The organism is Epibacterium sp. ABZ3_068, from assembly GCF_056159265.1.
On the sequence record NZ_JBSWUV010000001.1, the window covers coordinates 2,763,515 to 2,782,728 of the forward strand.

The 19,214-nt window shown below is 53.3% G+C and carries 14 protein-coding genes and 1 tRNA gene; 9 read left to right on the forward strand and 6 right to left on the reverse strand.

The genetic code is table 11. The annotated features are described in order from the left end of the window. Positions 1-275: 275 nt before the first annotated feature. Together ACXAEW_RS13185 and ACXAEW_RS13190 are read left to right on the forward strand one after the other, a co-directional pair. Complete coding sequence (locus ACXAEW_RS13185) at positions 276-1,064, forward strand: hypothetical protein (protein WP_474941755.1); 789 nt, start codon at positions 276-278, stop codon at positions 1,062-1,064. Beyond that, positions 1,057-4,320, forward strand: a complete 3,264-nt coding sequence (locus tag ACXAEW_RS13190; protein WP_474941756.1) for a DEAD/DEAH box helicase — start codon at positions 1,057-1,059, stop codon at positions 4,318-4,320. The genes ACXAEW_RS13185 and ACXAEW_RS13190 overlap by 8 nt, the downstream gene beginning before the upstream one ends. 285 nt (positions 4,321-4,605) lie before the next feature. On the opposite strand, the gene ACXAEW_RS13195 is transcribed toward ACXAEW_RS13190, so the two are convergent. From ACXAEW_RS13195 to ACXAEW_RS13205, 3 genes are all read right to left on the reverse strand, one after another. After that, on the reverse strand, positions 4,606-6,492 hold the full coding sequence (locus tag ACXAEW_RS13195; protein ID WP_474941757.1) for a DUF3732 domain-containing protein: 1,887 nt from the start codon (positions 6,490-6,492) through the stop codon (positions 4,606-4,608). 79 nt (positions 6,493-6,571) lie between these two features. Continuing rightward, complete coding sequence (locus ACXAEW_RS13200) at positions 6,572-7,072, reverse strand: three component ABC system middle component (protein ID WP_474941758.1); 501 nt, start codon at positions 7,070-7,072, stop codon at positions 6,572-6,574. Beyond that, complete coding sequence (locus ACXAEW_RS13205; RefSeq protein ID WP_474941759.1) at positions 7,069-8,232, reverse strand: ABC-three component system protein; 1,164 nt, start codon at positions 8,230-8,232, stop codon at positions 7,069-7,071. Before ACXAEW_RS13205 ends, ACXAEW_RS13200 begins: the two co-directional genes overlap by 4 nt. An 897-nt stretch (positions 8,233-9,129) precedes the next feature. Here ACXAEW_RS13205 and ACXAEW_RS13210 point away from each other — a divergent pair. The 4 genes from ACXAEW_RS13210 to ACXAEW_RS13225 all read left to right on the forward strand — a co-directional run bounded on the left by ACXAEW_RS13210 (position 9,130) and on the right by ACXAEW_RS13225 (position 13,134). Further along, positions 9,130-9,399: a hypothetical protein gene (locus ACXAEW_RS13210; RefSeq protein WP_474941760.1), complete on the forward strand. Its 270-nt coding sequence runs from the start codon at positions 9,130-9,132 to the stop codon at positions 9,397-9,399. Positions 9,400-9,667: 268 nt separating this feature from the next. Then, the gene (locus ACXAEW_RS13215; RefSeq protein ID WP_474941761.1) at positions 9,668-10,354 is read left to right on the forward strand and encodes an antirestriction protein ArdA; all 687 of its coding nucleotides are present in this window, start codon (positions 9,668-9,670) and stop codon (positions 10,352-10,354) included. Positions 10,355-10,444: 90 nt separating this feature from the next. Then, positions 10,445-12,148, forward strand: a complete 1,704-nt coding sequence (locus tag ACXAEW_RS13220; RefSeq protein ID WP_474941762.1) for a ParB/RepB/Spo0J family partition protein — start codon at positions 10,445-10,447, stop codon at positions 12,146-12,148. Between the two features lie 140 nt (positions 12,149-12,288). Continuing rightward, positions 12,289-13,134: an AAC(3) family N-acetyltransferase gene (locus tag ACXAEW_RS13225; RefSeq protein WP_474941763.1), complete on the forward strand. Its 846-nt coding sequence runs from the start codon at positions 12,289-12,291 to the stop codon at positions 13,132-13,134. A gap of 167 nt (positions 13,135-13,301) precedes the next feature. Here the strand turns inward: ACXAEW_RS13225 and ACXAEW_RS13230 are convergent, their stop codons facing one another. The 3 genes from ACXAEW_RS13230 to ACXAEW_RS13240 all read right to left on the reverse strand — a co-directional run bounded on the left by ACXAEW_RS13230 (position 13,302) and on the right by ACXAEW_RS13240 (position 17,029). Then, positions 13,302-13,739 carry a hypothetical protein gene (locus ACXAEW_RS13230; protein WP_474941764.1) on the reverse strand — a complete coding sequence of 146 codons (438 nt, stop codon included), beginning with the start codon at positions 13,737-13,739 and terminating at the stop codon, positions 13,302-13,304. A 123-nt stretch (positions 13,740-13,862) separates the two neighbouring features. Further along, complete coding sequence (locus ACXAEW_RS13235) at positions 13,863-16,577, reverse strand: AAA family ATPase (protein ID WP_474941765.1); 2,715 nt, start codon at positions 16,575-16,577, stop codon at positions 13,863-13,865. Then, positions 16,574-17,029 (reverse strand): plasmid mobilization protein, encoded by a 456-nt coding sequence (locus ACXAEW_RS13240; RefSeq protein ID WP_474941766.1) that lies wholly within the window; start codon positions 17,027-17,029, stop codon positions 16,574-16,576. Before ACXAEW_RS13240 ends, ACXAEW_RS13235 begins: the two co-directional genes overlap by 4 nt. A gap of 331 nt (positions 17,030-17,360) precedes the next feature. Between ACXAEW_RS13240 and ACXAEW_RS13245 the strand changes: the two genes are divergently transcribed. The 3 genes from ACXAEW_RS13245 to ACXAEW_RS13255 all read left to right on the forward strand — a co-directional run bounded on the left by ACXAEW_RS13245 (position 17,361) and on the right by ACXAEW_RS13255 (position 19,213). Further along, entirely contained in the window at positions 17,361-17,942 is a 582-nt protein-coding gene (locus ACXAEW_RS13245; protein WP_474941767.1) for a histidine phosphatase family protein, read from the forward strand. A gap of 68 nt (positions 17,943-18,010) precedes the next feature. Continuing rightward, positions 18,011-18,086 (forward strand) — tRNA-Val (locus ACXAEW_RS13250). A 230-nt stretch (positions 18,087-18,316) separates the two neighbouring features. After that, the gene (locus ACXAEW_RS13255; protein ID WP_474941768.1) at positions 18,317-19,213 is read left to right on the forward strand and encodes a siderophore ABC transporter substrate-binding protein; all 897 of its coding nucleotides are present in this window, start codon (positions 18,317-18,319) and stop codon (positions 19,211-19,213) included. Position 19,214 lies beyond the last annotated feature (1 nt).

Below are 19,214 nucleotides of genomic sequence, written 5' to 3' on the forward strand. Positions count from 1 at the left end.
GTGGTTGATTTGGGGTTGTTCCGGTGTGCGACGGTCACAAGCGGCTGCAACCCTTACCGGTCACTCAATACAGTGTTGTAATGCTGCAGTTGCAGTCCGCAAAGCGGTCATCCATTGCAGGTGCGACATCGTCGGCTGGGCTCGTTTCGTACCTCGACGAGACGGACACGCTTGCGTACTATTCATAATAGTCAATTGAATTTTGAGAGAAAATAGGCTGATTGGCACAGAGTGGGCCAAGCTTGTTCTAGCTAATCAAATTTATAGTCTAAGAAATGCCAATAGAGTTTACAAAGATCGGTAATGACGACAGATGGTTCGGTTCTGATTGGACCATCTGGGATGGAGATGAGCTTGCTCGGCACATTGCCCGTATTGCGTTGGGGCAATACCGACATGTCGCAAAGGTGCTGGCAGCAACAGGTCCGTCAGCTGGAGTTCCCCACGAAACCGCCTTCCAAGGGGCACGCGCGCTTTTGACACAAACACAGAAAGACCCGTGGCATCGGGATGGCTGGATCTTTCAAGTCATATCATGGATCGCAGCTCATCTTCAAAGTAACGGGGAACTTATCGCTCCACCTCATATGCAACATGCAGACAAGGGGTTCGACGGACTTCATCTACATGTTTGCAAAGATACGAGTAAGATTACACATGCCGTAATTTGCGAAGAGAAGGCGACAGAAAACCCCCGCGACACCATTCGCGACTCAGTTTGGCCAGAATTCGATGACTTCGAAACGGGTGCGCAAGATCATCGACTTGTATCAGAAGTAACGCAACTCCTTGAAACATCACGAGATGTTGACGCAGACTCCGCGATTGCCAACGTCATCTGGAACAAGGCGCGCGCATACCGGCTATCCATCACGATTGGCGAAACACACAATTCGAAGACAGGTCGCGCTCGTCTTTTTAAAGACTACGAGAACCATGTCTCGGACGATGTCGAGAGAAGACGCGCAGAGACACTCTACCAAGAAGACATCCGAAAATGGATTGTCGACCTAGCAACACGATGCTTGACAGCACTCAATACTCTGGAGGCTCAGCATGTTTGATCCAGACACAAGTGCGTTGATCGGTACAGTCCCTGATCTTCCAGGCCTCGAGAAAGAGGCGCTTGCCAAATCTCTTTCAAAAGCATTCGCACAAATCTCTGCCGCTCGGATTCGTTTAAGAACAATAGAAGAAGCAGAAGCGGATGACGTGCTAGTCGAAGTCATTGATGAAATGCGCCGGCTCGCCATGGCAAATGAGGCATTTGTCACCGTAGACATCGAGCGTGAAGATCGTGCGGCGGCGGCTTTTGTCGCAGGGACGGCATACCAGCTTTGGTTCAATGCAGAAGCTCTTCAGGAGCGACCGATTGCGCCGTCACGCCTCAGCGCCCGGGATGTTTCGCCTGAGATCGCCACTGTGCTGCTGTTCTTGATTGCCGAAGCGACAGCAGATGCGAGCGAGGCCTCCGAACACCTTTTCGTAGACAGCACAGACCCGATTGAACGGGCCATTCTGAACTCGATCAGATCGCTCGCCAGAGGGCGGTTGGAAGACATTCTTGAAATTGAGATACCAGGATTGGACCACCTCGATGGGGCAGATCTTGCGGATTTAGCTGTCGCGTCCATTTACCGGCAACTTCTGGTGGGACTGCGCACGCTCGCGCTCCGTCTCGCCGGTCAAGCGACTGAAGCGAATCCAAGAGACCTGTTTATCTCGCTGAGAGACCTGTGTTTGTCCGATCAACATGATGTCTTCGCTGATGGTCAGCCCGAATATGTTTCGGGATTTCCTGGGCCTTTTCACCTGGCAACGCTTCTGGCTGCACTTTCCGACGATCTGCTGGACAGTTCGGCTGTAAACATTCCCTGCCCCAATGGGCTGGATCCAGACAGTTGGGCTGACAGCCTAAAGAAGGTTGCAATTGAACGTCCGTTTCTGTGGCGCAACCACAGGGAAGCGATCGCTGCGGGTTATCTTGAAATCGGCGTATCATCGGTTGTTGGGTTTCCGACTGGCGCTGGTAAATCAACCTTGTCCGAGTTGAAGATCAATGTTGCCCTGTTGAATGGTAAAACCGTCGTATTCTTGGCGCCCACCTTGGCCTTGGTCGATCAAACCGCGCTATCGCTCGCAAAATCGTTTCCGAATGCACAGATAGATCGGGAAAAATCTGATCCTTTCCTTGCCAATTTAGAGGAAGATGCCGTCGAGATACTAGTCCTGACACCCGAGGCGTGCCTTGCCCAGATGAGCTTCGACAAAGAAGCATTTGCGAACGTCGGATTGATTGTGTTTGATGAGTGCCATCTGCTCCACCCTTCTGACCGCCCCGAAGATCGTCGGCCGATCGATGCGATGTTGTGCTTGCTCAACCTCATCAGACTTGCTGACGAGACGGATGTCTTGTTGCTGTCGGCTATGGTGCAAAACACTGACGAGCTTGCGGGTTGGTTGAACGAGCTAACAGGCAAATCATGCCTACCTTTGTCACTGTCATGGAAACCCACCCGACAGATCCGAGGGTGCGTAGTCTACGATGACAATGACATCAAAGCCATTCAAAGCGACCTCGTCCCCAAACGAGCAGCAGCCACGACGAAAGGAGTTCCGACCGCGGTTAAGAAGAGCATTGGTGCGGCGCCTTATGGCTTTTTTAGTCTTCATCAAACATGGGCGACCAAGAAGGCGAACGACTACAGCCTACAAAAATTGTTAGAAGACGAGATCTTGCTCGGTATCAATGGGTATTGGCGATTGACGCCGAACGCAGGCGAAATCTCGTCGGCGATCGCAGCAAAATCGAGCCAGATGGGCGTCAAGACGCTCGTGTTTTTCCAGACAATCAAAAATGCCAACAGCGCGGCAAAGAAAGTAGCCAAACTTCTGCCGAATGATCCCATTCAACTTACTTCAACGGAACAGACCCTCTTCAACGCGGCGGTATTGGAATTTGGCGCTTCCAATTGCTTGTATCTGAACGTTGAGGACGATTGCGTCTCGGAACAGGCGTCCATTCATCATGGTTTGTTGCTCCCCGAAGAACGAAGGTTGGTTGAAAGCCTCTATAAGCGTTCTGATGGTATATCTGTTTTGTGTGCAACATCCACATTGGCCCAGGGAATGAACCTGCCTAGTGAGATGGTAGTCATTGCCGAGGACAGTAGGTTTAATGAGGCCGCGAACCGCCGTGAGGTTCTGGAAGCTCAAGATCTTCTGAATGCTGCAGGGCGCGCAGGGCGTGCTGGCATGAATGCCAATGGGATGGTGTTAGTCGTTCCAGGCAAAGTTGTGCCAATCAACATGGAAAAAATGACGATTGGCAACCACTGGACGACGTTGTTGGCGATTTTTGGTCAATCGGATCAATGCTTGGAAATCGACGACCCGCTGACAGCTGTCATGGATCGGATCCACGCCGGAATTGAACCAGGTGACGAAGAGGCACGCTACTGCATTACGCGTCTTTCACTGATCCAGGATGAGGCGGACGAGGCTGCCCTCGCTAGAGTAATTCGTTCCACTCTGTCTGGATACAGAGCTCGTAAGAAAAAGGACGAGCAATGGATTGAAGATCGCGTGTCTGCCGTAATGAGATATGCCGAAGAGGCTGGTCTGTTTGCGGCATCCGAAATCACACCAGATCAAAACATCGCGGCTCTGTTCGGCTTCCCGATCTCAGTCATACAGTCATTAAGAGAATTCCTTGACGCCATCGGTAGCGATAAGCACTTCACCATTTTGGAGTGGTGCGATGCACTTTTCGATTGGCTGGCAGGTGATAGAGCTGCGTTTCAGGCCTGCTTTCGACATGAGAACCTCGCGAGACTGTTTGGCTCGCACTACGAGGCGCTCAAATTGGATGCGCAACGTGACTACGCCGTTCCTAAGCTGCAAGCCTTTACAAGGCTCTGGTTGGAGGGTGCGCCACTTATTGAGATCGAAGAGAGACATCAGCAAAAAGCCGTTAAAGCCAACAAGTGTCTTGCGGCAAGACGCTTCGTTTTGAGATGCATCCCCGACATCTCGTACTCGTTCAGCTTGCCAATGAAGGTTCTCGAGCAGGATGCCTCTCAGAGTGCTACATCATGGGAGCCGCCCGCACCGCTTGAGTGTCTGTCACGGTGCATTCGAGAGGGCTTTTCAAGTCCAGAGCTTCTGGCATTGAGAAATGCTTCTGAGAACAAGTCGCTGTCACGCTGTCAAATCTACCAACAATATCAAAACATTGCTCCACACTTGACAGTGTCTGAGCCTCAAGAAACCTTTGACACGGTGTCCAATCGGGTCGAGATAGCTTTGTTGCTGAGTTAGATTTTGCGTCTAAAACGCGGTAAACTCGATCATCGCCTCGCGGTGTTAGATCAGTCCATCGCCGCCTATCTGCGTGAAAATATGTAACCGGCTGCGACTGCGGCATCCCAGCAAAGAAACAACGGCGACTGAGGGGCTCGCTGCTGCCGGTTGCTAACTCTCACATCTAGGCGTCCACAAACTGCCACATTCACGATAGGCGGCTAGCGGGCCAAAACGATTCTTTGTTTGCGGCGGCCGCTCACCAACGACGGTGCCCAGCATCAAAAACTCCCAATAGCATACCTAGTCAACTCTGGGTAACCACTCGAGAGGTACTAGTGCCTCGCCACCACGCCATTCCGCCGCAAGAGTAATGCCTCCGAGCTTTCCCCAGACTTCCGGTCCGGCATGGTCCAAGACAATTGCTTGGAGACGGCCTTTTGCACCAACAACCTCTCGTGAAAGAGCTTTGAAAACTGATCTAATTGCAGAGACATCTTGATCTCTTGTCCTTCCAGTTATGTCGCTATCGTGGTGTTCAAACCCGGTCGGAAAGTAGACTTGGCTCGGCTGATCGTACATTAGGAAGCCCGGCACAGGATGGTTTGGGACCTCAAGAAAGAACCTTTGAAAGGCCAGGGTCACAGCAATGTGGTAAGCTAACCAATTGGCTCCACTCCCGATTTCCCAAAGATAGTCCTTTCTGTCCGGATGGATTACACGAATAGAAAGGTCGTTGACCAAAATCTCAATCGGTGTATTGGGCCATTCCGCATCAAGCTTGGGGATTATTGTGGCAGCGTACTGCTCCACTTGTCGGAGAGCGTTTCGAGTACGGCTTGCAACCTGGCTTTCAGAGTAGATTCTCCTCTGCTCCCGAATCTTTTCTTCAAGTTTTGCCACTTCGGACGCCTGCTGCGAGGCATCGTCGGCGCGTTCGAAAGTCTCAAGAGCTTGTTCAAGGCGACCAAGGAAGCGTTCCATGCGATCACGCCTATACGTGGCTCTTTGGACTTCTTCCGACTTCCTTTCCAACAAAGTTATTTCCTGACGAATGCTACTCAACTGTTTCGTAACGTCGTCAACCTCGGCACGGAGACGGAGCCGTTCCTTGTCAAATGAATCTGATAGACCCGGCTGAGTTCGAAGCTGGATTTCAATACCGGCCAGTGCCTGCACCAGCGCATCAAGCTTTTCCCTACCGTCGGTCATGGCCAACAGAGGATCGTCGCTGGTTTCGACACGATCTTTCAGCCATTGCGAGATGCTCAATCGATCTCTCTGGACGCGGATGGCGTCACCAAACTTTTCACTGCTCTCGACGAGCTTTTGGACTTCGTTCAAGCGCTGACGCAATTTGGAGAGTTCAAAAGCTGTCTCGCTTTCGCGGTTTTGCAGCGCTTTGAGTTCCTGAAGGGCTGGCTCAATTGAACCTATGGTGACAAATGAATCTCTGGTATTGGTCTCAGTGGCCCGCCTTAGAAGGTCTATCGAATGTTCGACATCGTCTTCTGGCACCAGCGTATTTGGCGGCAAAAGCCCCAATTCTATCGCCTGCCGTATCCACGAACGAGTCTCTACTCGCCAAGCGTTGACTGCGTTTTGTACCGCTCGCAATGCAGCCTCTGCTTGACGCAGCATTCGTTGCAACCGATCTATCTCCCATCTAGCAGCAAGCATTTCAGGAGTAAGGGCACCAAGAACATAGGGGAATATCGACTTTAGCTTTTCTCTGTGTTCTGCGGAATCTGCGTTGAAATAAAGCGCCAGAGGGTTGGCTACGATGTATTGGGGTTGAAAATTAAACGCCATTAAGTCGCGGAAACTGACCCGTGACTGGTACCCCACTTCCGAATCTGGGTTGATGCGTATTTGCGACAACCCAGCTAGCTGATCAAGCTTGCGCTTCACTGCATCTGCCGAAGCATTTTTTTGTTGAATCCTGTCTGGAACTTCGATTGCGTCGCCTTCAAGGACGAACATATCACCAGTTTGTTTGGCATCACCAGGCTCGCGCCGAGCGAGCAGTTTCTGTCCTTCCAGTGTTTCAACGATAATGCCGAACCACGAACAGGCCTCGCGAATAGTGCCGACAGGAATGCTGCATTTCCCGGACGCTAGGCAATAATCTATGATCGGGATAACAGCAGATTTTCCTGTCTTAGAGGCGCCGCTGATTACATTTGCCATACCTGGTTCAAAGGGCACTACGCGTGGCTTATGATCGCCTTTTGACCAAAGGATCAATTTCAGAATCTGAAAGTGCATTTTAAGGTTCTACTTGAAGAAGTGAAAAAACTTGTTGTAGTGGTACTCTGGCGAACCAGATTCCTAACTTCTCTGCGCCTTTGAGATGGTACTTGAGGCGTTCAGGAGCTTTAGGGGGCTTGACTTCATTGCTTCGGACCTTCGCGGTCGTGTAGTCCAAGTGTAACAGCTGACATGCGATCCCAGTAGAAACCGAATTTAATGTAAGTTCCTTCATGCTTCGGGTTCTGCTGTGTATGGATAAGACCTGTTCTCTTTGCACAGCAAGCTTACCCACAAGTTGTCCTAGCCCCGAACTTGGAAAGGTCGTTCGAATGCTTTCAAGTGTCTTCGCATGCAACAGCAATGGCAGCACCAGGAAATGCAAGTTTAGCAATGGCAGCTCTGCGACTGTTTCTTTTTGGTAAGATCGCCCAAAATGCCAAAGCAAGACTGCGCCGAGTGCAGGATTTTGGACGAGGCCTACTGCATTGGTTTTGAAGCTAGAGTCGGCCATGCTCATTCATTCGGAAAAATAGTTTCGTAATCTGGATGCCATCCCAGTCGAGGTTCATTGGCAAGTGCGTTGTACTCTCCAGGAATGAAGTATGTTGGTAACGGGCTGCCTTCGAGGGGAATGTCGAGTCCAATGCATTTTCGGTACAGTCGTCGACCTTGATCTTGTGGTGAGAGGTGGCTGCAGAGGTCCACTACTTCGTCCTTTTCAAGTAAATGATGGCGAAGAAGCGCGTCGTCCAATTCGTTTAGGCTATCCTCAAAGATATCACCGTCGTCGGCCCAATTTACTTTGTCTGATGTGGCACGGAGATAGTCACTAATTGCGGAGGTCACGAGGGTCTCCGAGGCATTTACCGATGTCAATTGGCGCACAAAGAGAGGAAGTTTTTGTAGCACATCCGCAACTTGCTGAGAAGACGGAGCCTCTACTGTTGGCACAAGTATCTGAGAAAGATCATACTTCCTTATGAATGCTCGAAACCGTTTTCGAAAACTTCCCGCATCGATGATGGGCGGTTCGTTGTTTCTCAGAAGTTCCTCAATCTCATCTTTAGCCATCCCGATAGCGACCGCACAAAAATCATCTATTGTTTCCTCTGGTAGTACAGGGATCAACGTTTGTCTAATTGGCTCAACAGGATCCTCTATGGATTGCAGATTGAACCTTACGATGATATCAAGGCAAATTTGATCGCCAGCACTTAGGAATCTCTGAATCTCAGGTTCGATTCCTTTCCCAGGTGTTTTTTGAAAAGCTTTAGATTTGAAGAGTTTCAGAAGGTCTGAGGCACTCTCGAAACCATTTACTGAATGCAGTTTCTCCACCAGTGGACCGGTCTTTACTGGAGTAACAAAGTAGCACAGGTTTGCAGAGGCAACTTTAGCGTGACCAGCGCAAAAAAGTTCGGCCCAATTAGCCAAAGTCTTCCATAGCTCTGGAGAACGGTCATTTGCCGGGTTGCCAGATAATGCGCTTTTAGTCTGCTCCAGAAAGACGTTGTCCCCGGTTCCGTGGATCGCAACATCATCGATGTACTCTAAGGAAACCTTGTGTCCCTTGGTCGCGGAGAGCAGGTGATAACAGAGACGAACTGGCTGTAGCCCGTATCCAAGGTACTGGCCTGGCGCAGAACTTTTGATTTTTTTTCGCTCGACGACTGCCATTTGTCTTGTGTCTTGTGTCTTGTGTCTTGTGTCTTGTGTCTTGTGTCTTGTGTCTTGTGTCTTGTGTCTTGTGTCTTGTGTCTTGTGTCTTGTGTCTGGTCGGTTTCGTTAGCTCTAAGCGGAATGCTACCACAGGACGGTACAGGCTGTTGAGAAACAATCAAGAGTGGAGAGCTTAAAAAAACTTTGTATCGGCAGAGTTAGGCGCTGGAAGAGCTTACCACTGGCAATTTCCTGAGTTTCCGAGGTCGCGGCTCCTAGATCATCGAGTACCTAAAAAGTTAGCAAATACCAGAGTCGGACTGTTGAGCAGCGTCCCGTGTTAGAGGACAATTTCTCAGGCGTGATCCGTTTTTTGGAAAGTGGTGGCATCCAACCTGCACAGAATTGGTCAGGTTTCCAATTGCGCTCAAAGGCTCTCAGCATGTGTCTGACGTCTTTGGGGATGGATACACAGGCGATCTTCGCACTGTTCGCATTGAATACGAAGGTAGGAGTGATGTACCCCACCGCAATGTCAGGGCGATAGAAAGCTGTCCAACGTGTGGTGCGAGCGGTTCAGGTTGACTGAAATGCAGTAGGGAAGCTCAACTTCACGCCGGTTAGTCTGATCGATGCTAAAGTTTGGCTCCACTGAATGTCGGCTATTGACAATGCACAGCCGGGATCTCGCTTCTGTAGCGAAAGTCCTCTTCCCGCCCTGTCTGCCGAGCGACGGATTTGATATGCGAGCGCGTTATCGTTGTTGATATGGCGTTGCAGCAGTCGCATGAGGCGCTTGTTGATCGGTCTTCGTTTCCACACATGTGTATGTAAATAGGACTATTTTCTTGTAGGTTTGCGGTTATTTGTTCTATTTATGTTCTCATTTGTTAACTGCAATTGATTGGAGGAGATATGAATGATGAGCAGAACAAAGATCAAAACCGCAAGGTAAACGGGGGTAAAACACCCTATATGCTGGGTTATACCGTGCGCCCCATCGGGGATGGTCAGAAATCCCATTGGAGCAAAGTGGCGGTGGCCTGGGCGCATAAGGATGGTCAGGGCTTTAACGTGCAGATGGATGCTTTGCCCGTTGATGGGCGGTTGGTGTTGCGTGCGGTCAATGATGATGGGGATGAAGCCGTTGAGTTGTTGGAAGATACGCCACCTGGCTTGACTTAATACATTGTCGATCTGTGAGAAAGGCGGGCGTTTTGTCCGCCTTTTTTGTCGTGCGCCTTTTCGGGCTCGCGTGCACCACGCCCGCATGCGGTCGTGGCCCTCCGGGCGTTGATCCCGGGCGCGTCTGGTGAGGCGGCGGGGCCGCCACGTTTTTCGCGTGTGCCACGCTTGGGAACCTGATCCTTCAGCTTGTGTCACCAAAAGCCGCTTTCCCAATAGATCAAATGCGTCTGCCCGCTCCATTCGGGCGGGGAACCCGCCCTCCCGTGTGGCCGCATTTGACCTTTGGGGCGTCTTTCTTGTGACCGATCGTCCAACAGCGGTCGCCCCAGCAGGCTGGGGCGGCGTTATCGCTGATCTGTCTTGGACGCTCGCCGCTGGGCAGAGGTTCAAGCGCGGGGTGATGGTTGATCTCCGGGCTTTTGAACCCACCAAAAGCGAGGACAGAGATATGATTACCCTTTATGCCCAACCCTATAATATTGATGCGATTGACTTTTCCTTTCAAAGCGCGGACGAGTTTTTTGACAAGAGCCACCGCCATCAGGATCGGTTTGGCCAACCCGTGGAGGAATTCGAAATCCAGTTCATTGATGGCGAGGAACTGGACGCGGAACTGGCCAAGGCCATTGGTTTAAACCAAGCGAATTTCGCCGATTTCCTAAGCTGCGCCGAGGACTGGGACACAGATCAAAAGACCCGCGTGATCATCGCGGTGGGCGAAGGGGGATACACCTTTGACCCCAAGGTCGACCCCGACAGCTATGACATTGATCTGTACCAGTTGGACAGCCTGCGGGAGTTGGCCGAGCTGTTCATTGACGAAGGGCTGTTCGGCGACATCCCAGAACGTCTTAGCTGTTACCTCGATTATGACACCATCGCGCGGGATCTCTCCTTTGACTACTGCGAGATCACCCTTGGCGGCACCAACCTGATCTATCGCCTGTCCTGATCCAACTGCACCCGCAAGCCCCTGCAAACAGGGCGGGGGCTTCGGGGTGCAGTTGGGCACCAAACCCATTTTCAACACAGGAGACAGACGATGGAACTGACATTTATTGACCGAGAACAGCTTACCCCCTCACGCCGCAATGTGCGCAAACTCGGTGCAAAAGACGTGCAGGATTTAACCGCCAGCATTGCGGCCTTGGGGCTGTTGCAGCCCTTGCTGGTGCAACCCTTTGAGGACGGCTTTGAAGTGATCGCCGGACAGCGGCGCTACCACGCGCTGTGCGCACTATCCGACGATGCCACCCCCGATCCCGTGCCCTGCGTGGTGATGCAGGAGGGTGACGATGCCCAAGCAATTGAAGCCTCGCTGGCGGAAAACCTCATACGCTTGCCCATGGATGAAATCGATCAATACAAGGCCTTTGCTGCGCTTGTGAAAAAGGGCATGGATGCGGGCGATATCGCCGCACGTTTTGCCATCAGCGAACAGGCGGTTGCGCAGCGGCTGGCGCTTGGTAATCTCTTGCCGCCAATCCTGACGCTCTATCGCAAAGAGGAGATTGGCGCGGCCAGTCTGCGCACTTTGACCATGGCCACCAAGGCGCAGCAAAAGGCGTGGCTCAGCCTTTATCGCGATGATCCCAATTCCGCACCCCAAGGTTATCGGTTGAAATCATGGCTCTTTGGCGGTTCAGAGATCAAAACGGATGTGGCCTTGTTTGATCTGGACACCTATTCCGGTGCAGTGATCCGTGATCTCTTTGGCCGTGACAGCTATTTTGACGATGTAGAACTGTTCTGGACACAGCAAAACCGTGCAATCGCAGCGCTGAAACAAAGCTTGGAGCAAGAGGGCTGGGCGGATGTTATCTTGCTGGAGGTCGGTGCGCGCTTTGCCGCGTGGGATTATGTGGACACCGCTCTGGTAGAGGGCGGCAAGGTCTATATTCAAGTGAGCCATAATGGTGAGGTCACCGTGTTCAAAGGCCAGTTGTCGCGCAAAGACATCCGCAAGACAAAGACCACAACGGAGAATGCCAAACCGGAACTGACCAAACCTGCGCAAAACTACATTGATCTGCACCGCCATGCGGCTGTGCGTGCGGATCTCATGGGGCACCACAGCTTGGCTTTGCGCCTGATCGCAGCCCATATGCTGGCCTCATCCGGTCATTGGACGGTCTATGCGGATCCCCAGAAAACCGCACGAGATGACATCGCAGACAGCCTGTCCCAGAACAAAGGCCAACAGGGTTTTGAAGCAGAGCGCAACGTAATGGCTGATCTGCTTGGTTTTGGCGCTGGAACCTTGCTTGAAAACAAAGACCCTCAGGCAGGTTTCACACCCCGCCCGACAATTTGCGCGTTATTTGAACATCTGCAAACACTCTCCGACAATGACATCCTGCGGCTGCTCACTTTCCTCATGGCCGAAAGCCTCAGCGCCACCAGCCCAATCATCGACAGGCTCGGCGCAACGCTTGGCACAGAGATGTCCAAACATTGGTCGCCAGACAGCACTTTCTTCGCGCTGATCCGAGACAAAGCCACCTTAAACGCCATGGTGCGGGATTATGCCGGAGCCCAAGCCGCAGAAGAACACCTGACCGCCACCGCCAAGACACACCGCACGATTTTGACCGCCTGTCTGGATGGCACACGTACCCCCGCCGATCCCAACTGGATGCCGCACTACATGGCGTTTCCGCAGGGCAGTTATCGGCAAGATAAAACCACGGCTGCAACAGACGACAGGGTCAAGGACGCTCCAGAAAACCAAGCAAAGGCTGCTTGAGCATAAAGAAAAAATTCGCCGCCGGGATAAACCCGGCGGCGATCTCGCATCCGCGAGGGGAACGCTGTCAGAGTTTCAAACTGACCCCACCAGTGCAGCCTTTCAGGCAACGTGCGGCTAATGACGGGAACGAGCCCACTATGACGGATGTTGCATCCGCAGAAATGGTGATAGTCAGGCGTATGGTTGCTGTATTTCATACCCAGACAAGCCTTCTTGATGATCTTATCTCGCTCGGCATTCACGCCGGAGACGGGCTTTTTGTGCATGGCTCGATGAGTGCCGTAGGCGCTACCGTGGGCGGTGCCCGAACAATTGTGGAAAGCCTTCTGGAAACGGTGGGTGGAACAGGTCTTGTAGGAATGCCGGGTTTCTCTTCCGACGCCTACTTTCCTGCTGGAGTTGATCCGTCGCGCTTAACCCAAGACCAGATTACCGAAATCGAGGGCGCGGTTCCCGGCTTCGATGTGGCGAAATCCCCAACGTCTGGCATGGGTGTCATTGCGGAAACTTTCAGAACCTGGCCGGGAACCCAACGCAGCGACCATCCGGCTGTATCGATCTGCCTCAATGGCAAGAATGCAAACGACTTTCTGAAGGAACACAGTCTGGCGTGGGCCACGGGAGAGAAAACGCCCTTAGGGAAGCTCCGTGATCGCCATGCCATGAAGATCTTGCTGATCGGGGTCGACTGGAACCGATGCTCAGCTCTTCACACAGCCGAGACCTTTGCACAACACAAGCGTACCAAGACGCGGCGCTTCAAGAACGGAGGTCCCAATGGATCATGGATCGAAACACCCGACGTAGCAGATGATATGAACCGGCTGTTTCCGGCGATTGGTGAAGCGTTCGAAGAGACCGGCGCTGTTTCTTTCGGAAAATTCGGAGGTGCCGATTGCAAGGTATGCGATTTCCGATCTCTAGTCGCTTTTGCCTCTGACTGGATCGACTGCGCCAACAAACGAAGCGGCGATCTCAGCTAGAGGAACTGTACTGCCCAATGACCGCTCTGTCCCGCTGTTCGTCACCAGTTGATCGTAATCTGTATGTCCGCATAGGGTGGGGCGTCCATCAAAGGAGAAGTTCGTGCGAAGCGCGGCGAATGGGTGCTGAGAGCCCATACTTCTGGATTGCTGCAGCGCAACCAATGTCAGCTAAAGCGATTGTCTTGAACAATTACTGCATCAAAAATTGAGAATATCTGCTGAGCTAGAGGTGTGCCAACCAGCTCTTCACGACTCATCGCTGATCCAACGAGTTCGCTAGAAGCGATTGGTCGGTCGTTTGCATTGATCACAGAAACACCGGGAACGCCTTCGTTCTCAAAGTAGACTAGAGAGATCGCGCATCGATCCATTTTGCTGGTTCCTTCACCCCAAGCTCCATAAATTAGATCGAAATTTGCAGGATGGTCTTCAATTGACCTTCCAACAGTCCATTGAACGAAGTAACTGGCGAGCGTTCCTCCACCTTCTTCATGAACAAAGCCCCAGACCATTCGGGTTTGATTGCCGCAGCAATCGCAAACGCCGCCACTTTCTTCTGTTGGTTCGACTTTAAACATCACTTCAGCCTTCTTGTCTTTCATGGAATCTAAGCGGAAAGCAGACGACTAGTCCAGAAATAGCAACGACAGCAAGGTCCCGCACTTTTACTCTCTACAGCTGACCGATTGAACGGCGGCTCTGGTCAGATCGCCCGTATTGATCGGTCAGCCCATGCTGGGGCCAGCGCGGGTTCTTTGGTGCTGTTGCTCTTGCGTTCGGTCTCTGTAATCTCTGTCCTGCGCCCATTGGGGCAGATCGCTTTGATCCAGATACAGTTGCAGATCTGACTTGTGCCGGGTCATGGCGACATAGGCCAGATGTTGGTCCATGCTGCGCGAGGCGAGCACATAGGCCTGATCTACGGTTGCGCCTTGCGATTTATGGATTGTGACCGCGTAGCCATGGTCAAAGTGTTGATACTTTTGGGTATTCACGCGCAAGTCGCGCTTTGGATCATCATCCAGGGTGACCTGGAGCTCCCCTTGGCTGGCTTCTGTGACCGTGCCCAACATGCCGTTTTTGACGCCCAGATCCTTGTCATTCTTACTAAAGACGAGCCGGTCTCCGGCGGCAAAGGCGCGCGGGCCGGTTTCCGTGTGATAAAGATGTTCGATGTCTGGTGGTTGTCCTTCACGCAGTTGAGACCGGATGGCCTGGTTCAGCGCGTGCACATCTTTGCGTTTATGGGCCAGAGCAAGGCGTGATTTCTGGGGGCCATGCGCTGCCACGTCCATGACGTAAGATGCCGCGAGGTGATCAATCGCATCGTTCTTGGAGGTGTTCATCGATACAGCGTTTTCCTCAGCGTAGCGCGCCAAGGCTTGATGGCTGCGCCCCTCAGCGAGGTCCTTGGAGGCCTGTTTCTGCCAATCAGCCTTTTGCCGGTGGATTTCCGTCAGACGTGCTGCGCCGTGCTTCTTAACCAGATCTCGGAAGGGCGTGCCTGCCTCGATGGGTTGCAGTTGCTCCGGGTCCCCAACTAAGACCAACTTGGCCCCGATCTCATCTATCTGTTTTGTAATCCGCGCCAGTTGACGGGTGCCGATCATTCCGGCTTCATCCACCACCAGCACATCCCCTTTGGAGATCGGGCTGTGCCCGTTTTTCCAAGAGAGTTCCAGTGAGGCCAGCGTGCGGCTGGGAATACCGGATGCACCTTCTAATCCTTCGGCGGCTTTCCCAGCAAGAGCAGCTCCATGGACACGCAGGCCTTGCTGTTCCCAGGCCATACGTGCGGTGTCCAGCAGGGTGCTTTTACCTGCGCCCGCGAGCCCAACAACAGAAGCCATGCGATTGTCGCCGAGAACATGATGTAGGGCACCGCGTTGTTCCTGGCTCAGCTTGCCGCCAAAATCCTGCATCATGCGCCTGTCCTGATCTGCTATGGCGCGGGTGATATGCTGGTCTTGAACCTGGAAACCGCCTTGCTGTTCCAGCTTGGTGGCTGAGGCGTGCAGTTGCGCTTCGGCCTTTTGATAATCCTTGGTGGTGAAACACGGCTGCAAAGTACTGGTGCTTTGCAGGGTCACCAACTCACCTGAGGCCATCGCCTGTCGCGTCGCAGCCTGCAGCTCCATCGGGTCCGGCAAAACCTGCGCCATTGCCCGCAACACATCGGTGCGGGTGAACGCGGCTTTTTTCTGCGAGATATGATCTAGCACCAGTGCAGGATCTTTGCGCAATTGCTTGGCGGTATATGGCAGCGCTTCGGGACGGATCTGCAGGCGTTGTTCAGGATCTGTGCTGCGACCAAAGACCGGCTGTAGGGATCGTTCCCGCGAGTGCTGATCTAACGCGCGGCGTTCCGCCAGATGGCGGCTGATCAAGGCCTGTTGTTCGGCGCGGGCGGCAATCTTTGCGGCCTTCGCTTCAGATATAGCCTTGTCTCTTTTGACCACATCCTGCCCGGTCATGCGATCAAACAGCGCGCGCAACCCTCTGCCAGCGCTCTGTCTTTGCGCCAACAAACGATCACGTTGCCGTTGGACTTGTTGTGCAATCAGTGCCTCGCGTTCCTGCCGCTGCCGCATCACCAGCTCATCCCGCTGCTTTCGAAATAGGGCAGGTGATTTCTGTTTCTTTGGCGCTGGCAGGTCTTTGGCTTGCGACTTAACATCTTCAACCAAGGGTAGCCTGTCATGTAATCCTAGACGTTTGCGCAGATCCTTTGGGCGCACGCCGCACCAACGCGACAGCGACCAGACCTTGCCATCGCCATCCACGGCCACAAAACCACGGCGTGTTCCGCGTGCCAGCAGAAAGCCTTCCTCTCGCAGTGCAGCGGCAAAGCTGTTCAGATCATCCGATTGCGCCCAACAATCTTGGAGCTTTGCTTTCAACGCTTTGGGGTCACGATCCGTGCGTTTTGCTTGGCCTGCCTCTTGGCGGGAGTAGTTCAGCGGATCGCGATCCTCAAACCGCTTGAAACCATCGGGCATGTCCCAGCCCTGATCTCTATATATATCACGCGACAGCCCCATCAGCTTGCGTTTGAAATGCGGCAGCTGAATTGCGGTCATGGTCTTGGGATCAATGCGCGACCACACACAATGGGCATGGCGGCGTCCGTTTTTCTCATGAAAGACAATCGCGCGGGGTTGTCGCGCAAGGCCAAGGCGTGCCTCAGCATCAGAAATGGCCTGTTCAAACACTTCGACCGGCACCTCGACCTCAGGCGGAGGATTGAACGACATGGAAAACAGATACTTCCGGCAGCGGGTGCCAGATGCAATCGCTTCAATTTCCGCAAATGCGCTGGCCAGATCATGGCTCAAAAAACCTTCCACGCGGTGCAGAGTGACATGGTCATTGTCGCGCGGGTTCATCAAATGCCGAGCAAGCTCCGCCCCATACCCGCGTGTGTTGGCCTCGAGTATCATCCACGCCTCCGCGCCTTGCCAAGCGCTGCCATCAAAGCGGTTCGGATGGCTAAGAGGTGTTGATTGGCCTCCGCGATCTGACTCTTGGCGCGATCATCCTCAATCATCAGGCCAAGGTTTGCGTGATGCGCCAATTGGTTCAGATTGCTGGCGATGCGAGAATGGCCGAGCAGCCCCATCACCTCGGCCAGTGCTTTTTTCTCCGCAATAGCATCCGCAGGGCGCGCCGCCCGCAGGCGTTCCTCCTCAGCAAACACGCAAGCCCGCACATAGGCACTGAGCGTCATCCCCGCCGCCAGCTCTTCCAGCCGCGCACGCTCCTCAACGGTCAGGCGCAATGTCAAAGGGGACAATTCCCGACGTTTGGATGCTTTGGTTTTAATGTTTCCATTTGCAGCGGCCCGGTGCGCGGACGTCAGCGACGCCTCGGTTGTTACCTTGCCCTTCCTCATGGGCTTGGCTCCGGTGGGGGAGGCAGAGCGTTTGTGTCGCCAATTGAAGTATTTTCCGTAGCCTCAGAAAACGCCGCCAGCTTGCGCGAGACCTCTGGATCTGCCCGCAAAACCTCTGACCAATCCTCAAGCGCAGACAACACTTTATCCGCTTCAAAAGGTTCTAGATTCGGCTCATCTGGTCCACCATTCTCCTTTACAAATGAGTTGCTTACGGTGATCCTTCCTGTCTGGATTGGGCGCAGGGAATTGTACCTCTTGGCAGGCTGGGAATTGCGCCCTTGGCGGTTTCTCGTTAGCCGTTGTTACACATTGTATTATGGAGGTTTGCATGGGTGATTTTCCCACAATCTGGTTCCTGCGGCATGGGCAGACAACCTGGAACGCAGCACGCCGTGTGCAGGGGCAGAAGGAATCGGATCTGACGGAATTGGGCACCCTGCAGGCACAGGCACAGGCGCGTTTGCTGGCTCCGATTCTGGCGGACGCGCAGCCGCCCTGTCTGGTGTCTCCTCTGCGGCGGGCACAGCAAACTGCGAGACTGGCGCTTGGCTCATATCCTTATGTGACAGATCCCTTGCTGGCTGAGGCACAGGCTGGGGATTTCGAAGGTAAGACCCTGGATGAAATTGCGGTGTCACACCCTGAGATTTCCGCCGCATGCCCCCATGCTTTGGATCTGTTCTGTGCGGCTCCGGGAGGGGAAGGGTTTGATGCTTTTTCTGACCGGGTGGCGCGCACTTTGGCGGGGCTGGAATGTCCAACGGTTATTGTGGCGCACGGGCTATGGGGGCAAATCCTGCGGGGGTTGGTCTGTGGTCTGGATCGCGCCTCAATGGCCGTGCTGCCAAATGAGCAGGGCTGTATCTATGTTCTGGAAAACGGGCAGGAAACCGTTCTGAAAGAGGGCTGAAGTTTTTTCAAAAAACTTCGAAACAGCTCTTGCGCTCTTCCGGTACATTCTTTAAATCCGCCTTCACCGGGTCGTTAGCTCAGTTGGTAGAGCGCTTCGTTTACACCGAAGATGTCGGGAGTTCGAGCCTCTCACGACCCACCATTTTAATCCCAATATATATCGTTACTAGGCGTCAGCAGTTTCATTGCGCTGGGGTTTTTAGCGCATCGAAATCTCTCTGCTTTTGCGCGGCTTCCCGAATTCGCAGTAAAATAGTCGGGAGATATGGCGTTCCGTTTGTTGATATGGCAAAGGGAACATAGCCAGTGCCCGCCGTTTTGCAGCACAAGCCGGAAATCACCTTTTCTTGCTGAACGACCAAGAGGTCTGATATGGATTTCAAAACGCTTGTCTGCGCGACTGCGCTGATGATCGCCGGGCCGCTTGCGGCCGAAACACTTTCCGTGGAAACCGCGCGCGGCGCGGCGGATGTTCCCGAAGAGCCTAAAACCATTGCAGTGTTTGATGTGGCTGCCGCCGATACAATTGCGGCCTTGGGTGTCCCTGTGGCGGGCACGCTGAATAAGCTATATGTCGACTATCTGAACGAAACCGCTGACAAAGCGGCTGACCTGGGAACGTTTTTTGAGCCGGATATTGAGGCTCTGCATGCGCTGAACCCCGAGCTGATTGTCATTGGTGCGCGCACTGCGGATCAGGCAGACGCCTTGTCGCGTATTGCACCCACAATTGATATGAGCGTCAGTGTCGATATCGTTGGTGAAGCTCTTGCGCGGCTCGAGGCCTATGGCAAGGTTTTTGGGCGTCAGGAACAAGCCGCAGCGCTCAAGGCGGATTTTGAAGCCCGTTTGGACCATGCAAAACAGGCCGCACATGGTCAGGGGACCGCTTTGGTGGTGATGACCAATGGTCCGAAGATTTCAGCCTATGGCACGGGCGGACGCTTTGGCTGGCTGCACACGGCTGTTGACCTTCCTGAAGCCGCGCCGGAAATCGGTGCGTCGACCCATGGCGAAAGCATCTCGTTCGAGTTTATCCGTGATACAAACCCGGATTGGCTGATTGTGGTGGACCGTCTGGCCGCCATTGGCAGCCCCGGTGAAAGCGCTGCGGCGACGTTGGATAATGTTCTGGTCCGGGACACCAAAGCCTGGAAGTCCGGTCAGGTCATCTATTTGAACTCGGCGGACATCTATATCGCAGGGGGCGGGATACAATCGTTGAACCGTACTCTAGACACGTTGACGGCAGCCTTTGAGGGGCGCTGAA